This window comes from Eleftheria terrae, assembly GCF_030419005.1.
GTDB classification, from domain to species: domain Bacteria; phylum Pseudomonadota; class Gammaproteobacteria; order Burkholderiales; family Burkholderiaceae_C; genus Caldimonas; species Caldimonas terrae.
The window spans coordinates 734778-756451 of sequence record NZ_CP106952.1 but is presented as its reverse complement, the minus strand read 5'-3'; the positions used below and the strand labels follow the sequence as shown (position 1 = coordinate 756451).

The 21674-nt window shown below is 73.5% G+C and carries 2 protein-coding genes; both read right to left on the bottom strand.

The features are described 5' to 3' along the window. Positions 1–136: 136 nt before the first annotated feature. Entirely contained in the window at positions 137–994 is an 858-nt protein-coding gene (locus N7L95_RS26900) for a cupin-like domain-containing protein (RefSeq protein WP_301260702.1), read from the bottom strand. Continuing rightward, complete coding sequence (locus N7L95_RS26895; protein WP_301260701.1) at positions 991–21567, bottom strand: non-ribosomal peptide synthetase; 20577 nt, start codon at positions 21565–21567, stop codon at positions 991–993. The genes N7L95_RS26900 and N7L95_RS26895 overlap by 4 nt, the downstream gene beginning before the upstream one ends. Between the last annotated feature and the right edge of the window lie 107 nt (positions 21568–21674).

Sequence of the window (21674 nt, the reverse complement as noted above, 5' to 3'; positions counted from 1 at the left end):
TTGCGCGGTGCAGGCCCGCCTGGCGCGGGCCCGTGCGCGGGTCGGAAGCAAGGATTGTGTCCGCTGCGACGCGCCGCGTCATGCGGGCCGCCCCTGCCTCGGGCCACCGGCAGCTGTCGCGCAAGGCCGGCGGCGCTCACGAGGCCGCCGCCGGGCCGCCGCGGCCGCGGATCACCTGTCCCAGGTGGCCGGCCACCGCCAGCGCGAAGTTGCCCACCGACCAGTAGAACTGCCGGAAGCGCAGACACTTCTTCAGCTCGGGGCTCCACCACATGCTGATGGACACCGAATCGTCGATGCAGGCCGGCTGGTGCCACCAGAAGGTGGGCAGGAACAGCGCATCGCCGGGCTCCAGGGTGCACTCGATCGGCTGCGCCGCGGCGAAGCGGGGGTAGCGCTGCAGGTCCGGCGTGGCGGTGTTGATGCGGCTGAAGTGCGCGTACCAGTGCTTCAGCGGATAGCGGTACAGCCGCCGTGAATCGCCCGGGGAGAACAGCAGGAAGCGCTTCCTGCCGCTGAGCTGCGCGAACAGGTTGTGCGAGTCGTCGTAGTGCAGCTGCGTCTGCGTACCGGCGGCACCGAACCACAGGTTCACGCGCGGCGGCCGGGTGGTGTCGAGGTAGACGGGGTAGTCGATGTCCTGCATCAGCGTCGGGAACAGGTCGGGGATGGAGGCCTGCGAGAGGTAATGCCGTTCACCCGCCGGGCGCGAGAGGATGTTGGTGTCGATGTACTCCCTCACCGTCATCTCGCGCATGCCGATCTTCTGCACGTCGGCCGGGAAATGCCCGCTGCTCGAGACCTCCACCGGCACGGTGATGTCGCCGATGGCGGACTTCAGGTAGTCGATGCTCCAGCAGGAGCTGGCCTTCCAGTGCTTGACGGCACCGGCCAGCACCACCGGCCGGTTGGCATTCACATAGTGCTCATAGAAATGTTCCTTGCTGGGAGGCTCGATGCGCTCCACTTGGGCCATGCGGCTGGCTGGGTTCATGCCTGCAACTCCTCTTGGGATGACGAAGTGCTCCACCCGGTGGTTGGAGCGTTGATGAGCCCGCGGCCCGCGAGATGTGCCAGCACCGCGCGCAGCATCTCGGGGTCCGGACTCGGGTGGGGAATGGCGCCGGCCGGCCCGGCCTGCCAGGCGGTGCTGCCGGCTGCCGAGGCCGCCGTGGGCGGTGCGGTGCCCTCGCCCGGGGGGGCGGCAGCCGCCGTGCTGTCGTCCACCGCGGCGGCGGGCAGCATCGGCACCAGGGTGTACAGCGGGTGGGCCGGGTCATGCCGGGCGGCGCGGGCCAGCTGTTCCAGCAGCGTCGCCGCCGGCATGCGCCGCAGCAGGTAGCCGCTGTCCTGCAGCCACTGGCCCAGCTGGCGGGAGCTGACCTGCGCTGCAGGCGGCAGGTGCACCACCGGCCCGCCCAGGCCGTCGCCCTGCAGCACCAGCCGCACGATCACGCGGGCCAGGTGGTCGACATTGCTCAGCGGCAGGCTCCAGTCGCCGTCGGGCAGCGCACCGGCCTGCAGGCAGGCGCGGGCGATGCGCACGCCCAGGTCGTCGGGATTGCAGGCACCGGTGGCGCTGTGCGGCGTGATGCGCCCCATGCGGTAGACCGCCACCGGCAGCCCGCGCCGGCCGGCCTCCTGCACCAGCCGCTCGGCCACCCACTTGCTTTGCCCATAGCCGTCGCTCGGCGCAGCGTCGGCGCCCGCCGGCGCCTGCGGCAGCACCGACAGCGTGGAGATGTGGTGCACCGGCTTGGGCACGCCGCGGCAGGCCAGCCGCAACACCTCCTGGGTGCCGAGCACATTGGCCGGCTTGAGCTGCCGGTAGGCATAGGCGAAGTTGGCCACCGCCGCGCAGTGGACGATCTGGTCCACCGCCTCGGCCAGCCGCTGCAGCCGCTCGGCCGGCAGGCCGAAGCCCGGCTGCTCCAGATGGCCGGCCACCGCCCGCACCCGCGGCGAGGCGGCCGCCTCGGCCAGGCCATAGCGGGCCAGCGCGTCGCGCAGCCGCAGCGCAGCGGCCGCATCGTCGTCGGCACGCACCAGGCAATGGATGTCGGCCTGGCTCGACTGCAGCAGCTCCTGCAGCAGGAAGCCGCCGAGAAAGCCGGTGGCACCGGTCAGGAAGATGGCGCGCACGGGCGCCTCCCGGGTGGCGGGCAGCGGGCCGAGCGGCCGGATCTCCGGCGGCAGCCGGGCTTCGCCGCGCAGGTCGAGGGTGTCCGGCTCCATGGGGCCGCTGCGGCCGCCTTCGGCGAATGCCGTCTCGATGCTGTGCGCCAGCTGGGCCAGGTCGGCGGCCTGCATCAGCGTGCGCAGCGGCAACTCGACCTGGAACTGCTCGCGGATGCGCCACAGCAGCTGGGTGGCGAGGATGGAGTGCCCCCCCAGCGCCACGAAGCCATCATGCCGGCCGACACGTGGCAGCTGCAGCAGTTCGGCCCACAGCGCCGCCAGGGCGGTCTCCACCGGGCCGCGTGGCGGCTCGTAACCGCGCTGCCCGTAGGCCGCTTCGCGCGGTGCCGGCAGCGCCGCGCGGTCGAGCTTGCCGTGCACGGTGAGCGGCAGGGCGGGCAGCGCGACAAAGGCGGCCGGCACCAGGTGCTCCGGCAGGGCCGCCGCCATGTGCTCGCGCAGCGCCAGCGGGTCCAGCGGCTCGCCCGGGCGTGCGCTGCGGGTGGTGTAGTAGGCCACCAGCTGCTTGTCGCCCCGGCCGTCATCGCGCGCCAGCACGACGGCTTCGCGCACATCGGGATGCAGCTGCAGCCGGGCCTCGGCCTCGCCCGGCTCGGTACGCAGCCCGCGCAGCTTGACCTGGAAGTCCTCCCGGCCCAGGAACTCCAGGCTGCCGTCGGCGCGCCAGCGGGCCAGGTCGCCGCTGCGGTAGCGGCGGGCACCGGGCTCGGGCGCGTATGGGTCGGGCTGGAAGCGTTCGTCGGTCAATGCCGGGCGGCCCAGGTAGCCGCGCGCCACACCGACGCCGCCGATGTACAGCGCGCCACTCACTCCCACCGGCGCTGGCCGGCCATGCCGGTCCAGCACATAGACCCGGGTGTTGGGCAGCGGCCGGCCGATGGGCGGGCGACCGGTGTCGGCCGGGTCGCAGCGGTGCACGGTGGTCCACACGGTGCATTCGGTGGGCCCGTAGCCGTTGAAGAAGCGCCGGCCGGGCGCCCAGCGCTGCACCAGCGCCTCGCTGCAGATGTCGCCGGCGGCCGTCAGCGTGTGCAGGGTCGGCCAGTCGGTGCCTTCGGGCAGGGCCGACAGCACGGCCGGCGGCAGCGTCGCGTCGGTGATGCGCTGCTGCCGCACGGTGCGCACCAGTGCGTCGCCGGCCAGCACGGTGCCCGGCTTGGCGAAGTGCAAGCAGGCGCCATGGCAGAGGGCCATGGCGAGGTCGTAGATCCACGCGTCGAAGCTGAACGAGGCGAACTGCAGCACCCGGCGGCCGGGCCCCGGCCCGAACACCTGGCGCTGCGCCGCCACCAGCTTGCACAGCCCCTGGTGCTCGAGCAGCACGCCCTTGGGCTGGCCGGTGGAGCCGGAGGTGTAGATCACATACGCCAGGTGCCGGGGCGTCAGCCCCTGGCGCAACAGGTCGGCCGAACACTCGTGCTCCCAGCGGTGGCCGTCGCGCCACAGGTCGACACGCACCACCTCGGCCGGCAGCTCCTGCAGCCCGGCGACGGGCTGGCGGGTGTGCTGCAACAGCACCGCCGGCTGGCTGTCGCGCAGCTGCCAGGCGAGCCGGTCGGCCGGATGCTCGGGATTCAGCGGCACATACGCCCCGCCGGCCTTGAGCACCGCGAGCACCGCCACCACCATCTCGGGGCCGCGCTCGGCGCAGATGGCCACCCTCACCTCGGGTCCCACGCCCAGCTTGCGCAGATGGCGGGCCAGGCGGTTGGACTGGGCGTTCAGCTCGGCATAGCTGAGCACGCGGATGCCCTGCACGACAGCCGGCGCGTCGGCATGGCGGGCCGCCTCGGCCTCGAACAGCTCATGGAAGCAGCGGTCATCGGCATAGGGTGCGCGGGTGTCGTTCCAGCCCTGCAGCAGGGCATGCCGCTCGGCCTCGGGCAGCACCTCGACCTCGCGCGCCGGCCGCTCGGGCGCCTGCTCGAGCGCCTGGGCCAGCCCGTCGAGCGCGGTGACCATGTAGGTGCAGACGCGCTGCGCATCGACCGGCGCCTGGGCTTGCGCGGTGATGGCCAGGCCCTCGCCCAGGTCGTCGACCGACAGGCCCAGCGGGTAGTTGCTGTGCTCGTGCTCCTCCAGCACCTCCACCTCGCTGCCGGCCACTTCCCTTGCCACATCGCCATGGCGGTAGTTGAACAGCGTGTTGAACAGCGGCGCCGGTGGTGGCACCGCGCTGCAGCGCTGGGCCAGCGTGAGGGGGGCATGCTCGTGGCGCATCAGCTCGGCCAGGTGGCGGTGCACCTGCCGCACGCTGTCTTGCACGCTGGCCTCGCCCACCAGGATGCGCACCGGCAAGGTGTTGATGAACAGGCCCGGCACGCTGGCCGCGGCGCCACCCATGCGGCCCAGCAGCACGGTGCCGAACACCACGTCGTCGCGCCCCGACGTGCGCGCCAGCACCTGGGCGAAGGCCAGGTGACACAGGCTGGCCAGGCTCACGCCCAGCGCCCGCGCCTGCCCGCGCAGCCGCCGCGCGAGCGCCGGCTCCAGCACCCGGCTGGCAGCGACGGTGCGGCGGGCATCGCCCTGCACGTCGGCCAGGTCGAAGGCGAGGGTCGGCGTGTCGACGTCACCGAGCAGCTGCCTGAAGTAGGCCTCGTGCTGCTCGCGGGGCACCTCGAGCCGGGCCCGGGCGACGAAGTCGCGGAAGGGCTGGGGCGGCGGCAGCGACGCCGCGGCATCGCGCATCAGCGCGAGCATTTCCTGCCGCACGATGGCCAGCGAGGTGTGGTCCAGCACCAGGTGGTGGGCCAGCTGCACCACCAGCCAGTCGCCCCGCACCGGGTCGCGGGCGACCTGCAGCCGGGTCATCGGCGCCTGGGCGATGTCCAGCCCGCGGCGGGTGGCCTCCAGGCGCTTGAGCAGCTGCGTCGCCGTCTCTCCCGGCGCCGGATCGAGCTGCACTTCCTCGACCGGCACCGGTGCCTGCCGCCATACCACCTGCACCGCCTCGGGCAGCCCTTGCCACAGCACCGCCGTGCGCAGGATGTCGTGCCGGTCGATGACGGCCTGCAGGGCGCCGACGAAGCGCTCGACGGCCGCCCGGTCGGCAAAGCGGTAGACCGCGCGCAGCAGGTAGGGATCGGCCCGGCCGGCCAGCAGATGGTGGAAGAGGATGCCTTCCTGCAGCGGCGCCAGCGGATAGATGTCCTGCACGTTGGCTGCGCCGCCCGGCACGCTGGCCACGATGGCCTCGATGGCGGCGGCGTCGAGCCGCACCAGCGGCAGCAGCTCGGGCGTCAGCCGGGTGCAGCCGGGCGGGATGCGGTTGGGCGGCACCTCGATCACGCCGGCCTCACGCCCGCGCAGCGCGGCGGCCAGGGCCGCCACGGTGGGTGCCGCGAACAGCAGCCGCACATCGGCCGGCACGCCGAGCTGGCGCAGCCGCTCGACCAGGCCGACAGCCAGCAGCGAGTTGCCGCCGCAGCTGAAGAAGTTGTCGTGCCGGCCCAGCGGGTCGAGCTGCAACACGTCGGCCCAGACCTCGGCCAGCTTCGCCTCCAGCGCGCCCACCGGCGCGGCCGCCTCGCTGTCGGGCTGCGCCTGGGCGGCCGGCAACGCCGGCAGCGCGCGACGGTCGAGCTTGCCGTTCACCGTGAGGGGCAGCGTGTCCAGTGGCATGAAGGCGGCCGGCACCATGTGCGCCGGCAGCGCTGCTGCCAGGTGGGCATGCAGGGCTTCGGCTGCCACCGCCGGGCCCGGCGACGGCCTGTAGTAGGCCAGCAGGCGCTGCCGCGGACTGCCTTCCTCGCCCTCCACCACCACGGCGGCCTGCGCCACTGCCGGGTGCTGCGCCAGGCAGGCCTCGATCTCGCCCAGCTCGATGCGCAGGCCGCGGATCTTCACCTGGTGGTCGTTGCGGCCAAGGAACTCGACCTCGCCGCCGGGCAGCCAGCGCGCCAGGTCGCCGGTGCGGTACAGCCGGGCGCCGGGCGCCGCCGCCTGAGGGTCGGGCAGGAAGCGCTGGGCGCTGAGCACCGGCTCGCCCAGGTAGCCGCGGGCCACGCCGGCGCCGCCGATGTGGATCTCGCCCGGCACGCCCACCGGCACCGGCCGGCCGCGTGCGTCGAGCAGGTGGATGCGGGTGTTGGCAATCGGCCGGCCGATGCCGGGCAGCCCCTCGCCCGGCTCGACAGGGCCGGAGGTGGCCACCACCGTCGCCTCGGTGGGTCCGTAGTTGTTGATGAGCTCGAACGGCAGGCCGGGCGGTCGCTGGCGCAAGCGGTCGCCGCCGACCAGCAGGCGGCGCAGCCCGGGCGGCCGCAGGCCGGCGCCCAGCGCCAGCTCGGCCACCGGCGTTGGCAGGAAGCTGAGGTCCATGGCCTGGGCCTGCCACCAGTCGAGCAGCGCGGCAACGTCATGGCGCGTCGGCGGGGCCAGCAGCAAGGTGGCGCCGCTGCACAGCGTGGGCCAGACCTCCCAGGCGGCAGCATCGAAGCCGATGCCGGCCACGCAGGACACCCGCTGCCCGGCGGCCAGCCCGAAGGCCTGCTGCTGCCAGGCCACCAGGTGCGCCAGGTTGCGGTGTTCCACCATCACGCCCTTGGGCCGGCCGGTGGAGCCGGAGGTGTAGATCACGTAGGCCAGGTCGGACGGGGCCTGTCCCTCGCGCCCGAGGTCGTGCGCCGGCTCGCCGGCCCAGCCCCCGGCATCGCGGCCGAGGTCGAGCACCGGCACGCCGGTGCCGGCCACGCCGGCCGGCAGCTCGCCGCAACCGAGCAGCAGCACCGCCGCGCTGTCCTCGATCATGGCGGCCAGGCGCGCGCCCGGCAGCGCCGGGTCCAGCGGCAGGTAGGCGCCGCCGGCCTTCAGCACGGCCAGCCAGGCCACCACCATCTCGGGCCCGCGCTCCATGCAGCAGGCGACGCAGCGGTCGGGGCCGACGCCCCGGCGGCGCAGCAGGCGGGCCAGCCGGTTGGCCTCGGCATTCAGGCCGGCATAGTCGAGGTGGCGGCCGCCCTGCTCCACCGCCGGCGCGTTCGGCGCGCGGACCGCCTGGGCCTCGACCAGCTCGTGGATGCAGCGGTCCTGCGGATAGGGAGCGTCGGTGGCGTTCCAGGCCGCAACGGCCTGCCGCTCCTCATCCGGCCACACGTCGAGTTCCTGTGCGGGCAGCCACGGCGTCTGCTGCAGCGCCTGCACCAGCCGCTCCAGGGCGGTGGCCATGAAGCTGCACAGGCGCTGCGGCTGCAGGGGCGGGCGCACCTGCGCCGTCAGCGCCAGCGCGCTGCCATAGTCGTCCACCGACAGGGTCAGCGGATAGGGCGTGCCCTCCTGCGCCTGCAGCAGCTGCATGCCCTGCCACAGGCGGCTGGCCGGCTCCTGCCCGCTGGCGCGGGGCCGGCTGTGGCGGTAGTTCAGCAGGGCGCTGAACAGCGGCGCCGGTGCCGCCACGCCGCTGCAGCGCTGGGCCAGCGCCAGCGGCGCGTGCTCATGGTGCAGCAGGCGGGCGAGCCGCTCGTGCGTCTGGCGCAGCGCGTCGGGCAGCGGTGTGGCGTCGAGCTTCAGGCGCAATGGCAGGGTGTTGATGAACAGCCCGGGCACGCGGTCGGCCCCTTCGCCCGCCTGCATGCGACCGAACAGCACGGTGCCGAAGACCACGTCGTCGCGCCCGCACAGGCGCGCCAGCACCTGGGCCCAGGCGAAATGGCAGAGGCTGGCGGTGCTGACGCCGAGCCGGCGCGCCTGCTGCTGCAGCGCAGCGACCAGGCCCGCGGGCAGGTCCAGGCGTGCTTCGTCGCTCGCCTCGGTGAGCCCCGGCGTCTCCTGCAGGCCGAAAGGCAGCGTCGGTTCGGTGACGTCGCCGAGCAGCTCACGGAAGAAGGTGTCGTGTTCGGCGCTGGCCGCCGCCCGCCGGGCCCGTGCGACGAACTCGCGGAAAGGCAGCGGCGCCGGCAAGCGGTCGGCTTGCCCGTCGAGGTGGGCCGCCACCTCCTGCTCGACGATCTCGAGCGTGGTGTGGTCGGCGCACAGGTGGTGCGACACCTGCAGTGCCAGCCAGCGGCCGTGGGCCGCGTCATGGCTCACGAAGACCCGCAGCAGGGGCGCCTGGCGCACGTCCATGCGCCAGTGGCGCGGGTCGAAGCGCGCCTGCAGCTGCTCGGCCACCGACGGGCCCTGCGGATCGGGCAGCACCGTCTCCACCGCGATCGGGGCGCGCCGCCACACCACCTGCACCGGCTGGGGCAGGCCCTCCCACAGCACCGCGGTGCGCAGGATGTCGTGACGGTCGACCACCGCCTGCAAGGCCTGCAGGTAGGCCTGCAGGCGTTCCCAGCTGTCGAAGGCCAGCAGCGCGGGGCTCAGGTAGACGTCGCCCCGGGCGGCCATCAGGTGGTGGAACAGGATGCCCTCCTGCAGCGGCGCGAGCGGGTAGATGTCCTGCACATTGGGCGCGCCGCCCTGCACCTGCGCCACCAGGCGATCGATGTCGCCCTGCGCCAGCGTGACCAGGCTCAGCATGTCCGGCGTGATGGCATGGGCCTGCGGCGGGATGCGGTTGGGTGGCGCTGCGCCCTCCCCGCCCGCGGTCGCTGCGTCTTGCAGCGAGGCGGCCAGCGCCTGCACGCTGGGGGCCGCGAACACCGCGCGCACATCGGCCTGCAGGCCTTCCCGGCGCAGCCGCTCGATCAGGCTCACCGCCAGCAGCGAATGCCCGCCAAGCGCGAAGAAGCTGTCGTGCCGGCCCACCCGCTCAAGCTGCAGCAGCTCGCCGATGATGCGTGCGAGGGTGGCCTCGATGCCGGGGTGCGGCGGCTCCCAGGCCTGGGCCGCGTAGGCTTGCGCGTCGGGCGCCGGCAGCACCCGGCGGTCCAGCTTGCCGGCCGAATTGAGCGGCAGCCGGGGCAGGTGCATGCAGGCTGCGGGCATGAGGTGGGGCGGCAGCGCCTGCGCCAGGTGCTCGCGCAGGGCCAGCGCGTCGAGCGGGCCGGCGGGGGCCGTGTAGTAAGCCACCAGCTGGGTACCGGCGGGGGTGTCGTCGCGGGCGAGCACCACGGCCTCGGCCACCGCAGGGTGCTGCAGCAGGCGGGTCTCGATCTCGGCCGGCTCGATGCGAAAGCCGCGCAGCTTGAGCTGGAAGTCATTGCGGCCCAGGAACTCGAGGTTGCCGTCCGGCAGCAGCCGGCCCAGGTCGCCGGTGCGGTACATGCGGGCGGCCGGCTCGTCCACGAAGGGATCGCGCACGAAGCGCTCGGCCGTCAGGTCTGGGCGGCCCAGGTAGCCGCGCGCCAGCTGCGCGCCGCCCACATGGATCTCGCCGGCCACGCCCTGCGGTACCGGGCGCCCGCGGCGGTCCAGCAGGTAGATGCGGTTGTTGGCCAGCGGCCGGCCGATGCAGGCCGGCACCGGGTCGCCCGGCTGCGGCTCGTGCAGCGTGACGATCATGCTGGTCTCGGTGGGGCCGTAGGCATTGAAGAGCCGCGGGCGGTGGCCGGGCCGCTGCAGCCAGCGCTGCAGTGCCGCTGGCTCGACCGCCTCGCCGGCAATGATGACCAGCCGCACCGATGCCGGCAGGACACCGGCCGGCGCCTCGCTCACCTGCTGCCAGAAGCGGGTCGGCAGGTCCACCACGGTGATGCCGTGCGTCTCGCACAGCTGCCAGAACCGCTCGGCATCGGCCAGCCAGTCATCGGTGCGCAACACCAGCGTGGCGCCGGTGCCGAGCGCGGCGAAGATCTCCTCCACCGAGGCATCGAAATGCAGCGCCGCGAACTGCAGCACCCGGTCCTGCGGGCCGAAGCCGGCCTGCGCCTGCAGCGCCGCGAGGTAGTTGCAGGCTCCGCCATGCTCGACCATCACGCCCTTGGGCGCACCGGTGGAGCCGGAGGTGTAGATCACATAGGCCAGGTCGCCGGGCCGGGCGCCGGCCTGCGGCGGCTGCGCCGGCCGGTGCTGCCACAGGGCGGCATCGGCCACCAGGTCGAGCACCGGCAGCTGCTGCGGCAGCCGGGCGCAGGCCGCCTGCAGCGGCTGCAGGCCCGCCCCGCCCGGCAGGGCCTGGGCCAGCAGCAGGCGGGGCTTGCAGTCCTGCAGCAAGGCGGCCAGCCGCTCGGGTGGACTGGCCACGTCGAGGGGCACCCAGGCACCGCCGGCCTTCAGCACCGCCAGCACGGCCACCACCATCTCGATGCTGCGCGGCACCCAGAGGGCCACCGCCTCATCGGCCCCCACGCCGGCGGCCACCAGGTGGTGCGCCAGCCGGTTGGCTTGTGCCTCCAGCTCGCCGTAGCTCAGCTGCAGGCCCTCGTGCACCAGCGCGATCGCGTCGGGCGTGCGCCGAGCCTGGGCCTCGAAGCGGGCCGCCAGGCTGCGCTCGCCCGGCAGCTCGGCCGCGTTGTCGTTGGCCCCATGCAGCAGGCGGCGGCGCTCGGTGGGCGGCAGCACCTCGATCTCGCACAGCGGCTGCCCGGGTCGCTCGGCGAGCGCCTGCACCAGGCCTTCGGCGGCCTGCACCAGCCAGTCGCCCACCCGCTGCGGCTGCAGCTCGGCGGGCAGTTGCACGGTGAGCAGGAAGTCGTCGCCCAGGTCGTCGATGTCGACGCTCATGGGGTAGTGGCTGCGCTCCTCGGCAGACAGGATCTCGATGCCCTGCCAGCCGGCGGCCGCCCCTGGGTTGCCGGCGTCGCCGCGGCTGTGGCGGTAGTTCAGGAGGGCGTTGAACAGCGGCTGCGGCGCTGGCACCCCGCTGCAGCGTTGCGCCAGCGCCAGCGGCGCCTGCTCGTGGCGCAGCAGCGCGGCCAGCTGCGCATGCGCCTGGCGCAGCGCCTCGGCCACCGGCTTGTCGCCGGCATCGAGCCGCAAGGGCAGCGTGTTGATGTAGAGGCCCGGCACCCGGTCGGCGCCGGCGCTGCCGGCCATGCGGCCGAACAGCACGGTGCCGAACACCACCTCGTCCTGCCCGGCCAGCCGGGCCAGCACCAGTGCAAAGACCTGGTGCCACAGGCTGGCGGCACCGAGCCCGAGGCGGCGCGCCTGCTCGCGCAGCGCGCGGGCCAGGCCGCTGTCCAGGCGCCGGCGTGCGGTGGCCAGGCGGGCGACGTCGAGCCGCGCCGGCTCCAGCCCGAAGGCCAGCGTCGGCGTGTCCACCCCGCCCAACAGCTGCCGGAAGAAGCGCTCGTGTTCTTCCCGCGGCAGGCCCCGGCGGGCTTGTGCGACAAAACTGCGGAAGGGCAGGGGCTGGGGCAGCGCCTGCCCCAGCATCAGCGCCTGGATCTCCTGCAGCAGGATCTCCAGCGTGGTGTGGTCGATGACCACATGATGGAAGCGCTGCAAGGCCAGCCAGCGGCCCTGGGCGCGGTCCTCGGCCACTGCCACGTCCATCAGCGGCGCCTGCTGCAGCGACAGCCGGCCACTGCCCCGACGAGCGCGCAGCTGCGCCGCCACATCGCCGGCGGCGGGGTCGAACCGCAGCACCTCCACCGGCAGGCTTGCCCGCCGCCACACCACCTGCACCGGCTCGGCCAGCCCTTCCCAGCACAGCGAGGTGCGCAGGATGTCGTGGCGGTCGATCACCGCCTGCAGGGCGCTCAGGTAGGCGTCGAGCCGCTGCCGGCTGTCGAAGGCGATCAGCGCGGGCGTCAGGTACACGTCCTCGGCATCGGCCATCAGGTGGTGAAAGAGGATGCCTTCCTGCAAGGGCGCCAGCGGGTAGATGTCCTGGATGTTGGCGGCGCCACCGGGCACGCTGGCCACCACCTGGGCGATCTCATCGCGGCTGAGCTGCACCAGGCTCAGCATCTCCGGCTCGATGGCCGTGCATCCGGGTGGAATGCGGTTGGGCGGCACCTCCACCGCGGCCACGCCGCCACCGATGCTGAGCGCCAGTGCCGCCAGCGTGGGCGTGGCGAACAGGGACCGCACGTCCAGCGGCAGGCCGGCCTGGCGCAGGCGCTCGATCAAGCTGACCGCCAGCAGCGAATGGCCACCGAGTTCGAAGAAGTTGTCGTGCCGGCCGACCCGCTCCACCTTGAGCAGCTCGGCCCACAGCTGGGCCAGTGTGGTCTCGACCTCGCCGATGGGCGCCTCGTAGCCGCGGCTGATGTAGGCCGCGCCCTCGGGCTGCGGCAGCGCCGCGCGGTCGAGCTTGCCGTTGGGCGTCAGCGGCAGCTCCGGCAGCACCACATAGGCCGCCGGCACCATGTACTCCGGCAGCTGGGCGGCCAGGTGCTGCTTCAGCACCTCGGCGCTGGCCTCGCTGCTCAAGGTCACATAGGCCACCAGCCGCTTGTCGCCCGGCTGGTCCTCCCGCGCCAGCACCACCGCCTCGCGCACCGCGCCGTGCTGCAGCAGCCGCGCCTCGATCTCCCCCAGCTCGATGCGGAAGCCCCTCAGCTTCACCTGGTGGTCGTTGCGCCCCAGGAACTCCAGCGTCCCGTCCGCCAGCCACCGGCCCAGGTCGCCCGTCTTGTACATCCGCGCTTGCGGATCGTCGACGAACGGGTCCTTCACGAAGCGCTCGGCCGTCAGCTCCGGCCGGTTCAGATAGCCACGTGCCAGCTGCGCGCCGCCAATGTGGATCTCGCCCGCTACGCCCACCGGCACCACTCGGCCCTGCGCATCCAGCAGATAGATGCGCGTGTTGGCGATCGGCCGGCCGATCGGCACGCTGTGCTGCAGCGGGCCTTCGCACCGGTGCATCGTCGCGCACACCGTGGTCTCGCTCGGCCCGTAGGCATTGATCACCCGCCGGCCCTCGCCCCAGCGCTGCACCAGCGCGGGCGACGCCGCCTCGCCCGCCAGCACCAGCGTGCTCACCGGTGCCAGCGTCGCCGTGGCCGGCAGCCCCGCCAGCACCGCCGGCGGCAGCGTCACATGGCTGATGCGGCCCTGCTGCAGCGCCTGCAGCAGCGCCTCGCCCGCCAGCACCGTGCCCGGCGGCGCAAAGTGCAGGCTGCCCCCACAGCTCAGCGCCGTCACCCATTCCGACACCCACGCATCGAAGCTGAAGGACGCGAACTGCAGCACCCGGCTGCCGGCCTCGATGCCGAAGCCCGCCACCTGCGCCTGCGCCAGGTTGCACACCCCCCGGTGCTCGACGGCCACGCCCTTGGGCATGCCGGTCGAGCCGGAGGTGTAGACCACGTAGGCCAGGTGCTGCGGCTGCGTTGCACAGGCCAGATCGTCGGCCGGCTCGTCTTGCCACAGCGGGCGGTCGGCTTCCACATCCAGCAGCGGAGCCGCCTGCTTCAGCACCTGCGCCACCGCCTCGCCGACGCTGGCCGCCCACAGCACCACCACCGGCGCGCTGTCCTGCAGCATGTGCTGCAGCCGTTGCGCCGGGTAGCTCGCGTCCAGCGGCACATACGCGCCACCGGCCTTCAGCACCGCCAGCACCGCCACCGCCATCTGCGGCCCGCGCGGCAGGCAGAGGCCCACCCGCGCATCCGGCACCACCCCCAGCTGCCGCAGCCGCCGCGCCAGCCGGTTGGCCTCGGCATTCATCTCTGCATAGCTCAGCGCCTGGTCGCCCTGCACCAGCGCCACGGCGTCTGGCGTGCGCACCACCTGGGACTCGATCAGTTGGTGCACGCAGCGGTCCTGCGGGTAGGGGCAGGCGGTGCGATTCCAGTCCACCAGCAGCGCCTGCCGCTGCGCGTCGCCGAGCAGGTCGATCGCCTCGATGTCCGCCTGTTCGTCGGCCACCATCGATGCGAGGGCCTGGCACAGACAACTCGACCAGCGCACGATGGTGGAGCGCTCGAACAGCGCGCTTGCGTAGTGCAGGCCACCGACCAGGCGCCCTTGCACCTCGGCCAGGTCGAGCGTCAGGTCGAACTGGGCACCCGGGTGGGGCATGGCCTGCGGCATCACTCGCAGGCCGGCCCACCCGTCGATGGGGTCCACCCCCTCCTGCCAGGCCAGCGCGGCCTGGAACAAGGGGCTGTAGGCAGCACTGCGCGGCGGGTTGAGCGCCTCCACCACCTGCTCGAAGGGCAGCGCCTCATGGCGCTGCGCCTGGAGCGTGCAGTCGCGGGCCCGCTGCAGCAGGCCGGCGACGGTGGCCGGGCCGGCCAGGTCCAGCCGCAACACCAGCGTGTTGACGAACAGCCCGATCATCGGCTCCAGCTCCGCGCGCCCGCGGTTGGCACCGGCACCGCCGATCAGCACGTCGTGCTGCCCCGCCAGGCGACCGAGCACCAGCGCATAGGCGGCCAGCACCACCATGAAGGGGGTGGCGCCATGGCGCTGTGCCAGGGCCTTGACGGCGGCAGTCAGTGCCTCGTCGATCTCGATGGGGACCGTGGCGCCACGGTGGTCCTGCAACGCCGGGCGCGGCCGGTCGGTGGGCAGCTCCAGCAAGGCCGGGGCACCTTGCAGCGCCTGCCGCCAGTAGGCCAGCTGCTCCTGCTGCACCGCTCCACCCAGCCAGCGCCGCTGCCATTGCGCGTAGTCGGCGTACTGGATCGGCAGGGCCGCCAGCGGGTCCCCCTCGCCGCGCGCATACGCCCCGTACAGCGCCGACAGCTCGTGCAGCAGCACCCCCATCGACCAGCCGTCGGTGACGATGTGGTGCAGCGTCAGCATCAGCACATGCACCTGCCCGCCCAGCTTCACCAGCCGGCCCCGCACCAGCGGCCCGCGCTCCAGCTCGAAGTCCTGCTGCGCTTCTTCCTGCGCCAGCGCTTGCACCGCGTGGGGGGCCTCGCTCAGGTCGTGCTCGCGCAGCGGCCAGCCCCGGTCCTCGGCCTCCACCACCTGCACCGGCTGCCCATCGGCCCCCGCCACGAAGCGCGTGCGCAGTGCCGCATGCCGCGCCACGATGCGGTCCAGCGCCCGCCGCAGCGCCCCGCGATCCAGCTCGCCTTCCAGCCTCAAGGCCAGCGGCAGGTGGTAGGCCCGGCTCGCCCCTTCCATCTGCGACAGGAACCACAGCCGCTGCTGCGCAAACGACAGCGCCACCGGCCCGCCTGCTTGCGCCGCCCCGGCCTCGATCGGCGGCAGCTCGCTGCGCACCGCGCCCTGCACCGCCTGCGCCAGCGCCGCCGGCGTGGCTCGGCGAAACAGCTCGTCCAGCCCCAGCTCCACCGACAGCGCCAGCCGCACCCGCGACAGCAGCCGCACCGCCAGCAGCGAATGCCCGCCCAGCTCGAAGAAGTGGTCGTGCCGCCCCACCCGCTCCAGCTTCAGCAGCTCGGCCCACAGGCCCGCCAGCGTCGCCTCCACCTCGCCGACCGGCGCCTCGTAGCGGCGCGACACATAGGCCGCGCCCTCGGGCTGCGGCAGCGCACGGCGGTCGAGCTTGCCGTTGGGCGTCAGCGGCAGCTCCGGCAGCACCACATAGGCCGCCGGCACCATGTACTCGGGCAGCTGGGCGGCCAGGTGCTGCTTCAGCGCCTCGGCGCTGGCCTCGCTCCTCAAGGTCACATAGGCCACCAGCCGCTTGTCGCCCGGCTGGTCCTCCCGCGCCAGCACCACCGCCTCGCGCACCGCGCCGTGCTGCAGCAGCCGCGCCTCGATCTCCCCCAGCTCGATGCGGAAACCCCTCAGCTTCACCTGGTGGTCGTTGCGCCCCAGGAACTCCAGCGTCCCGTCCGCCAGCCACCGGCCCAGGTCGCCCGTCTTGTACATCCGCGCTTGCGGATCGTCGACGAACGGGTCCTTCACGAAGCGCTCGGCCGTCAGCTCCGGCCGGTTCAGGTAGCCGCGTGCCACTTGCGCACCGCCGATGTGGATCTCGCCGATGGCGCCCATCGGCGTCGGCCGGCCCTCGACATCGAGCACATAGATGGAGGTGTTGCTGACCGGCCGCCCGATGGGCAGGCTGTCCGGCAGCGTGGCGGCGTCCACCGGCCAGGCCGTCACATCGATCGCTGCCTCTGTGGGGCCGTAGAGGTTGTACAGCCGGGCCTGCGGCAGCATGCGCCGCAGCCGGCCTGCCAGGGCGCCGGGCAGGGCCTCGCCGCTGCACAGCACCCGCTGCACGCTGGCGCAGCGGCGCGGGTCGGCCTGCTCGACGAACAGCTGCAGCATGGACGGCACGAAATGCAGCGTGGTGACGCCGTACCGCTCGATCGCCTCGGCCAGGTAGGCCGGGTCCTTGTGCCCTTGCGGCCGCGCCAGCGCCAGGCCGGCCCCGGCCAGCAGCGGCCAGAAGAACTCCCACACCGACACGTCGAAGCCGAAGGGCGTCTTCTGCAGCACCACGTCCCGCGGCTGCAGCCGGTAGTCGGCCTGCATGCCGAGCAGGCGGTTGCGCAGCCCGGCGTGCTCGTTCATCACGCCCTTGGGCAGACCGGTCGAGCCGGAGGTGTAGATCACATAGGCCAGGCGCTCGGCCACCGCCTCACCGGCATCGAGGTCGTGCACCGGACGGCCGGCCCACAGGGCCGCATCGCCTTCCACGTCGACCACCCGGCCCGGCATCTGCAGCCCATGCAGCACGGCGCGTGTCGCTGTCGACACCAGCACGGCCACCGGCTGGCTGTCGTCCAGCATCTGGCCCAGCCGCTCGGTGGGCAGATCGGGGTCGAGCGGCACATAGGCACCGCCGGCCTTCCAGACCGCCAGCAAGGCCACCACCAGTTCCAGGCTGCGCTCCAGGCAGACGGCCACCCGCTGCTCGGGCGCCACGCCGAGCTCCCGCAGGTGGCGGGCCAGCGCATTGGCGCGTTCGTTCAACGCCCGGTAGCTCAGCCGCCTGTCGTCCTGCAGGAGCGCGGTCGCCTCGGGCGTGCGGGCCGCTTGCGCCTCGAAGAGCTGGTGCACCCCGGCCGGCCCGGCATCGCTGGCCGGCTCGCCGCGCGAGACTGCCAGCCAGTGCTGCCGCTCGTCGTCCGGCCACACGGCCAGCGCCTGCAGCGGCGTGGCCGGCGCCTCCTGCAGCGCGGCCACCAGGGCCTGCAGCGCCGCCGTCATCCAACCCAGCAAGCGTGAGGCCGAATGTGGCGCCGCAATGCGCGCCGTCAGTGCCATCGCGGCGCCCAGGTCATCCACGTCCAGGCTGAGCGGATAGGTGCTGCGCTCCTCGGCATGCAGCAGCTCGATGCCCTCCCAGCGCGGCATGCTGCCGCCGTCCTCCGCATCGGCCGCCCCGGCTTCGCCGTGGCGGTAGTTCAACAGCGCGCTGAACAGGGGGCTGCCGGCCGCCACGCCGCTGCAGCGCTGGGCCAGCGCCAGCGGCGCATGCTCGTGGCCCATCAGCCCGGCCAGTTCGGCCTGGACCTGGCGCAACGCCTCGGCCACGCCCGCGTCCTTGAGCCGCAGGCGCAAGGGCAGCGTGTTGATGAACAGGCCCGGCATGCGGTCCGCCCCTTCGCCGCCCTGCAGGCGGCCGAACAGCACGGTGCCGAAGACCACGTCCTGCCGGCCGGCGACGCGCCCCAGCACCAGCGCAAAGGCCAGGTGCAGCAGGCCGGCCAGGCTGGCCCCCTGCGCACGCGCCACGCCACGCAGCTGCTGCAGCAGGGCCGGTGCCAGCCGGATGCGGGCCGCATCGAGCGGCGCGCCGTCGCCGCTCACCTCGGCCAGGCCGAACGGCAGCGTCGGCTCCTCCACATCGCCCAGCCGGCTGCGGAAGAAGTCCTCCTGCGCCCGCACCTGCTGCGGCCCGGCGAGACGCGCATGGGCCACGAAGTCGCGGAAGGGGCGCGGCGGCGGCAAGGCCTGGCCGCGGCCCTGCAACAGCAGGCCCATCTCCTGCCACACCACCTGCAAGGTGGTGTGGTCCATCACCAGGTGGTGAAACTGCTGCAGGGCCAGCCAGCCGCCCTGCTCGCCCTCGCGGGCCACCCACAGCCGCGTCATCGGCGCCTGCTGCACGTCCAGCCGCTGCGAGCGGGGGCCGAAGCGCGCCTCCAGCTGCTCGGCCACCGGGCCCTCGTCCGGCCGCAAGGCGACCTCCTCCACCGTCACCGGCGCCTGCCGCCACACCACCTGCACCGGCTGCTTCAGCCCGTCCCACAGCACCGCGGTGCGCAGGATGTCGTGCCGGTCCACCACCGCCTGCAGCGCCTGCACGAAAGCGTCCAGCCGCTGTCGGCTCGCAAACCGATAGAGGCCGTGCAGCAGGTAAGGATCGGCGCCGCGGGCCATCAGGTGGTGGAACAGGATGCCTTCCTGCAAGGGCGCGAGCGGGTAGATGTCCTGCACGTTGGCCGCGCCGCCCGGCACCCGGGCGACGATGCGGCCGATCTCCTGCCGATCCAGCTGCACCAGGCCGAGCATCGACGGCTCGATGTCGGTGCAGCCCGGCGGGATGCCGTTGGCCGGCAGCTCCGGCGCTGCCACGGCGGCCTCCAGGGTGGGCGCCAGCGCCGCCAGCGTCGGCGTGGCATAGAGGTCGCGCACGTCGAGCACCAGCCCCTGGCGGCGCAGCCGCTCGATCAGGCTGACGGCCAGCAGGGAATGGCCACCCAGCTCGAAGAAATGGTCTTGCCGGCCCACCCGGGGCAGCCGCAGCAGCTCGCGCCAGAGGCTGGCCAGCACGGCTTCGCGGCCGGGACGCGGCGGTTCGAAGGCGGCGGCCGCATGGGCGGCCACACCGGGTTCGGGCAAGGCCCGCCAGTCGAGCTTGCCGTTGGGCGTCAGGGGCAGCTGCTCCAGCCACACATAGGCGGCCGGCAGCAGGTAGTCCGGCAGGCGGCCGGCCAGGTGTTCGCGCAGCGAGGCGGCATCGGCCGCCTCGTCCCCGGCCGCGGTGTAGTAAGCCACCAGCCGCTTCTCGGCGCCCCCGTCGGACCGCGCCTGCACCGTCACCTGGCGCACCGCCGGGTGACAGGCCAGGGCCGCCTCGATCTCGCCCGGCTCGACGCGGAAGCCGCGGATCTTCACCTGCGTGTCGCTGCGGCCGAGAAACTCCAGCGTGCCGTCGGACCGCCAGCGGCCCAGGTCGCCACTGCGGTAGAGCCGGGCCTGCGGCTGCGCGGTGAAGGGATCGGGCAGGAAGCGCTCGGCGCTCAGCGCCGGCTGGCCCAGGTAGCCCAGCGCCACGCCGTCGCCGCCGATGTACAGCTCGCCAGCCACCCCCACCGGCACCGGCTGGCGGTGTGCGTCCAGCACATGCACGGTGGTGTTGCCGATGGGCCGGCCGATCGGAATGCCTTCGGCCGGGTCGTCCACCCGCTCGATGGCATGGGTGGTGGCGAAGGTGCCGCACTCGGTGGGGCCATAGCCGTTGAGCAGGCGTTGCGGCGGGTGCTGGCGCAGCACCTGGGCGATGAGGGCCGCATCCAGCCGGTCGCCGCCCACCATCAGGTAGCGCAGCTGGCGCAGCACGCTGCCCAGTTGCAGCGCATGGCGGTTGAACAGGCCCACCGTCATCCACAACACCGTGATGCCGTGGGCCCGCAGTGCCTGCGCGAGCCGCGGCGCCGACAGCACCACCGCCTGCTCCAGCACCACCACCCGGCCGCCGTTGAGCAGGGCCGCCCAGACCTCCAGCGTGGAAGCGTCGAAAGCCGGGTTGGACGCAAAGGCCACCCGGTCGCCCGGGCCGAAGTCGGCATAGCCGTTGTCGAGCACCAGGCGGGCAATGGCCCGGTGCGGCACCACCACGCCCTTGGGCCGGCCGCTGGAGCCGGAGGTGTACATCACGCGGGCCGCGGCCGCCCCGCCGGCCGCCGTGGGCCATGCAAGGGGCTGGCCGGCCATCGGCGCAGCGGCCTCGTCCGCCAGGGCGTCGACATGCAGCCGGCGGCATGCCGGGCGCTCGGGAAGGCGGGCCGTCGTGTCGGTCAACAGCAGGCGCGCGGCGCAGTCCTGCAGCGCCGTCTCCAGCCAGGCAGGCGGCGCCTGCGGGTCCAGCGGCACATAGACCGCACCGCAGCGCAGCACTGCCAGCTCGGCCACCACCAGCTCCGCCGACCGCGGCAGCACCACCGCCACCGCGTCGCCGGGCTGCACGCCCAGGCCGAGCAGCCGGCGCGCCAGGCGCTCGGCCCGGCCGTCCAGCTCGGCGTAGCTCAGCTGCAGGCCGCCGTGCTGCAGCGCCACCGCACCGGGCGTGCGGCGGACCTGGGCCGCGAACAGCTCTGCCACGCTGCTGTCACGCGGATAGGGGCGATGGGTGGCGTTGCCCGCCGCCATCAGGGCCCGCTCGCCGGCGGTCAGCAGCGGCAGTGCGTGCAGCGGGGTGTCGGGCGCCTGCAGCACCGCGGCCAGCAGCGCAGGCAGCCGTTGTTGCAGGGCTTCGATGGCGGCCGTGTCGAAATGCGCCTCGTTGTAGACCAGGTCGAGCCGCACCTCGCCCTCGGCATGGAACTCGCGGATGAAGACGGTCAGCGGCGTCTGCTGGGCGCCATTGAGCAGCGCGGTGGAACGCCCGCGGGCCGGGCCGAAGGCCACGTCGTGGCCATGCGGCTCGTAGGACACGCTGAGGTCGAACAAGCTGGCGCCAGCGCCGCCCTGCCGTCCCAGCTCGCGCTGCAAATCGCCGAGCGGGAAGCGCCGGTGCCGCCAGTCGCGCGCCAGCATGCGGCGCACGCCCTGCAACAGGGCACGGAAGCCAAGCCGGTCGTCGAAGTCGAAGCGATGGGCGCAGACGTTGACATAGAGGCCCCCGGTGGCGCGCGACGCGGCATCGGTGCGGTTGGCCACCGGCAGGCCGATCACCAGGTCGCGCTGCCCGCTCAGGCGCGACCACAGCACGTACAAGGCGCCCAGCAGGAGGTGGAAGACGCTGCTGCCCTCGGCCGCGGCGAGCGCCTGCAGGCCGGCATACCGGTCGCGCGGGAGGGCCAGGCCCAGGCTGCCGCTCGGCGCAGCGCCGGCCGCGGCACGCGCGCCCTGCCGTGCTGGAAACGGCCGCTCCGGCAGGCTGCGGTACTTGTCGAGCCAGTACTGCCGGTCGCGCGTGAAGGCGGGCGAGGCCAGGTAGGCCTCGTCCTGGCGCACCTGCGCCAGGTAGGACGGCGCCTGGCGCTGGCCATCCTCGCCGCGCAGCAAGGCGGTGTAGAGACCGGCCATCGAGTCGTTGAGCAAGGCGATGGCGGCGCCGTCGGCGATCAGGTGGTGGTACTGCATCAGCCAGTAGTGGCAGCCCTCGCCCACCTTCACCAGGTCGTGGCGGAACAACGGCCGCCCGGGCTGTAGCGAAAAGGGCTGCCGGAAGCGCCGCTGCATCCAGTCGAGCGCGCGGGCCGGGGCATCGGCCTCGCCGCTGAAGTCGTGCCAGCCGGGGTCGGCGGCCAGTCGGGGCAGGCAGCGCTGGCGCGGTGCCTGGCCGGCGGCGGCCGGCTCGGCCAGCACCAGGCGCAGGTGGTCGTGCTTGGCGGTCAGCAGCTCCAGCGCCTCGGTGAAGCGGGCCCGGTCCAGCGGCCCGTCGATGCGCACATGGCCGCCGATGTTGTACAGCGGCAGCCCGCTGTGCACCCACTGGTCGAACCAGATGTCGCGCTGCGACGCGGTGAGGGGGAAATCGAAAGCCATCGTGCGAGTCCTAGCAACAGCTCCGCGCGCGGCCGCATCGGGCCGGCATGCAGGAAGCAGAGACGGGTCAGGGGAAGGTGCATCCCACCGGATGCACCGGGCCACGC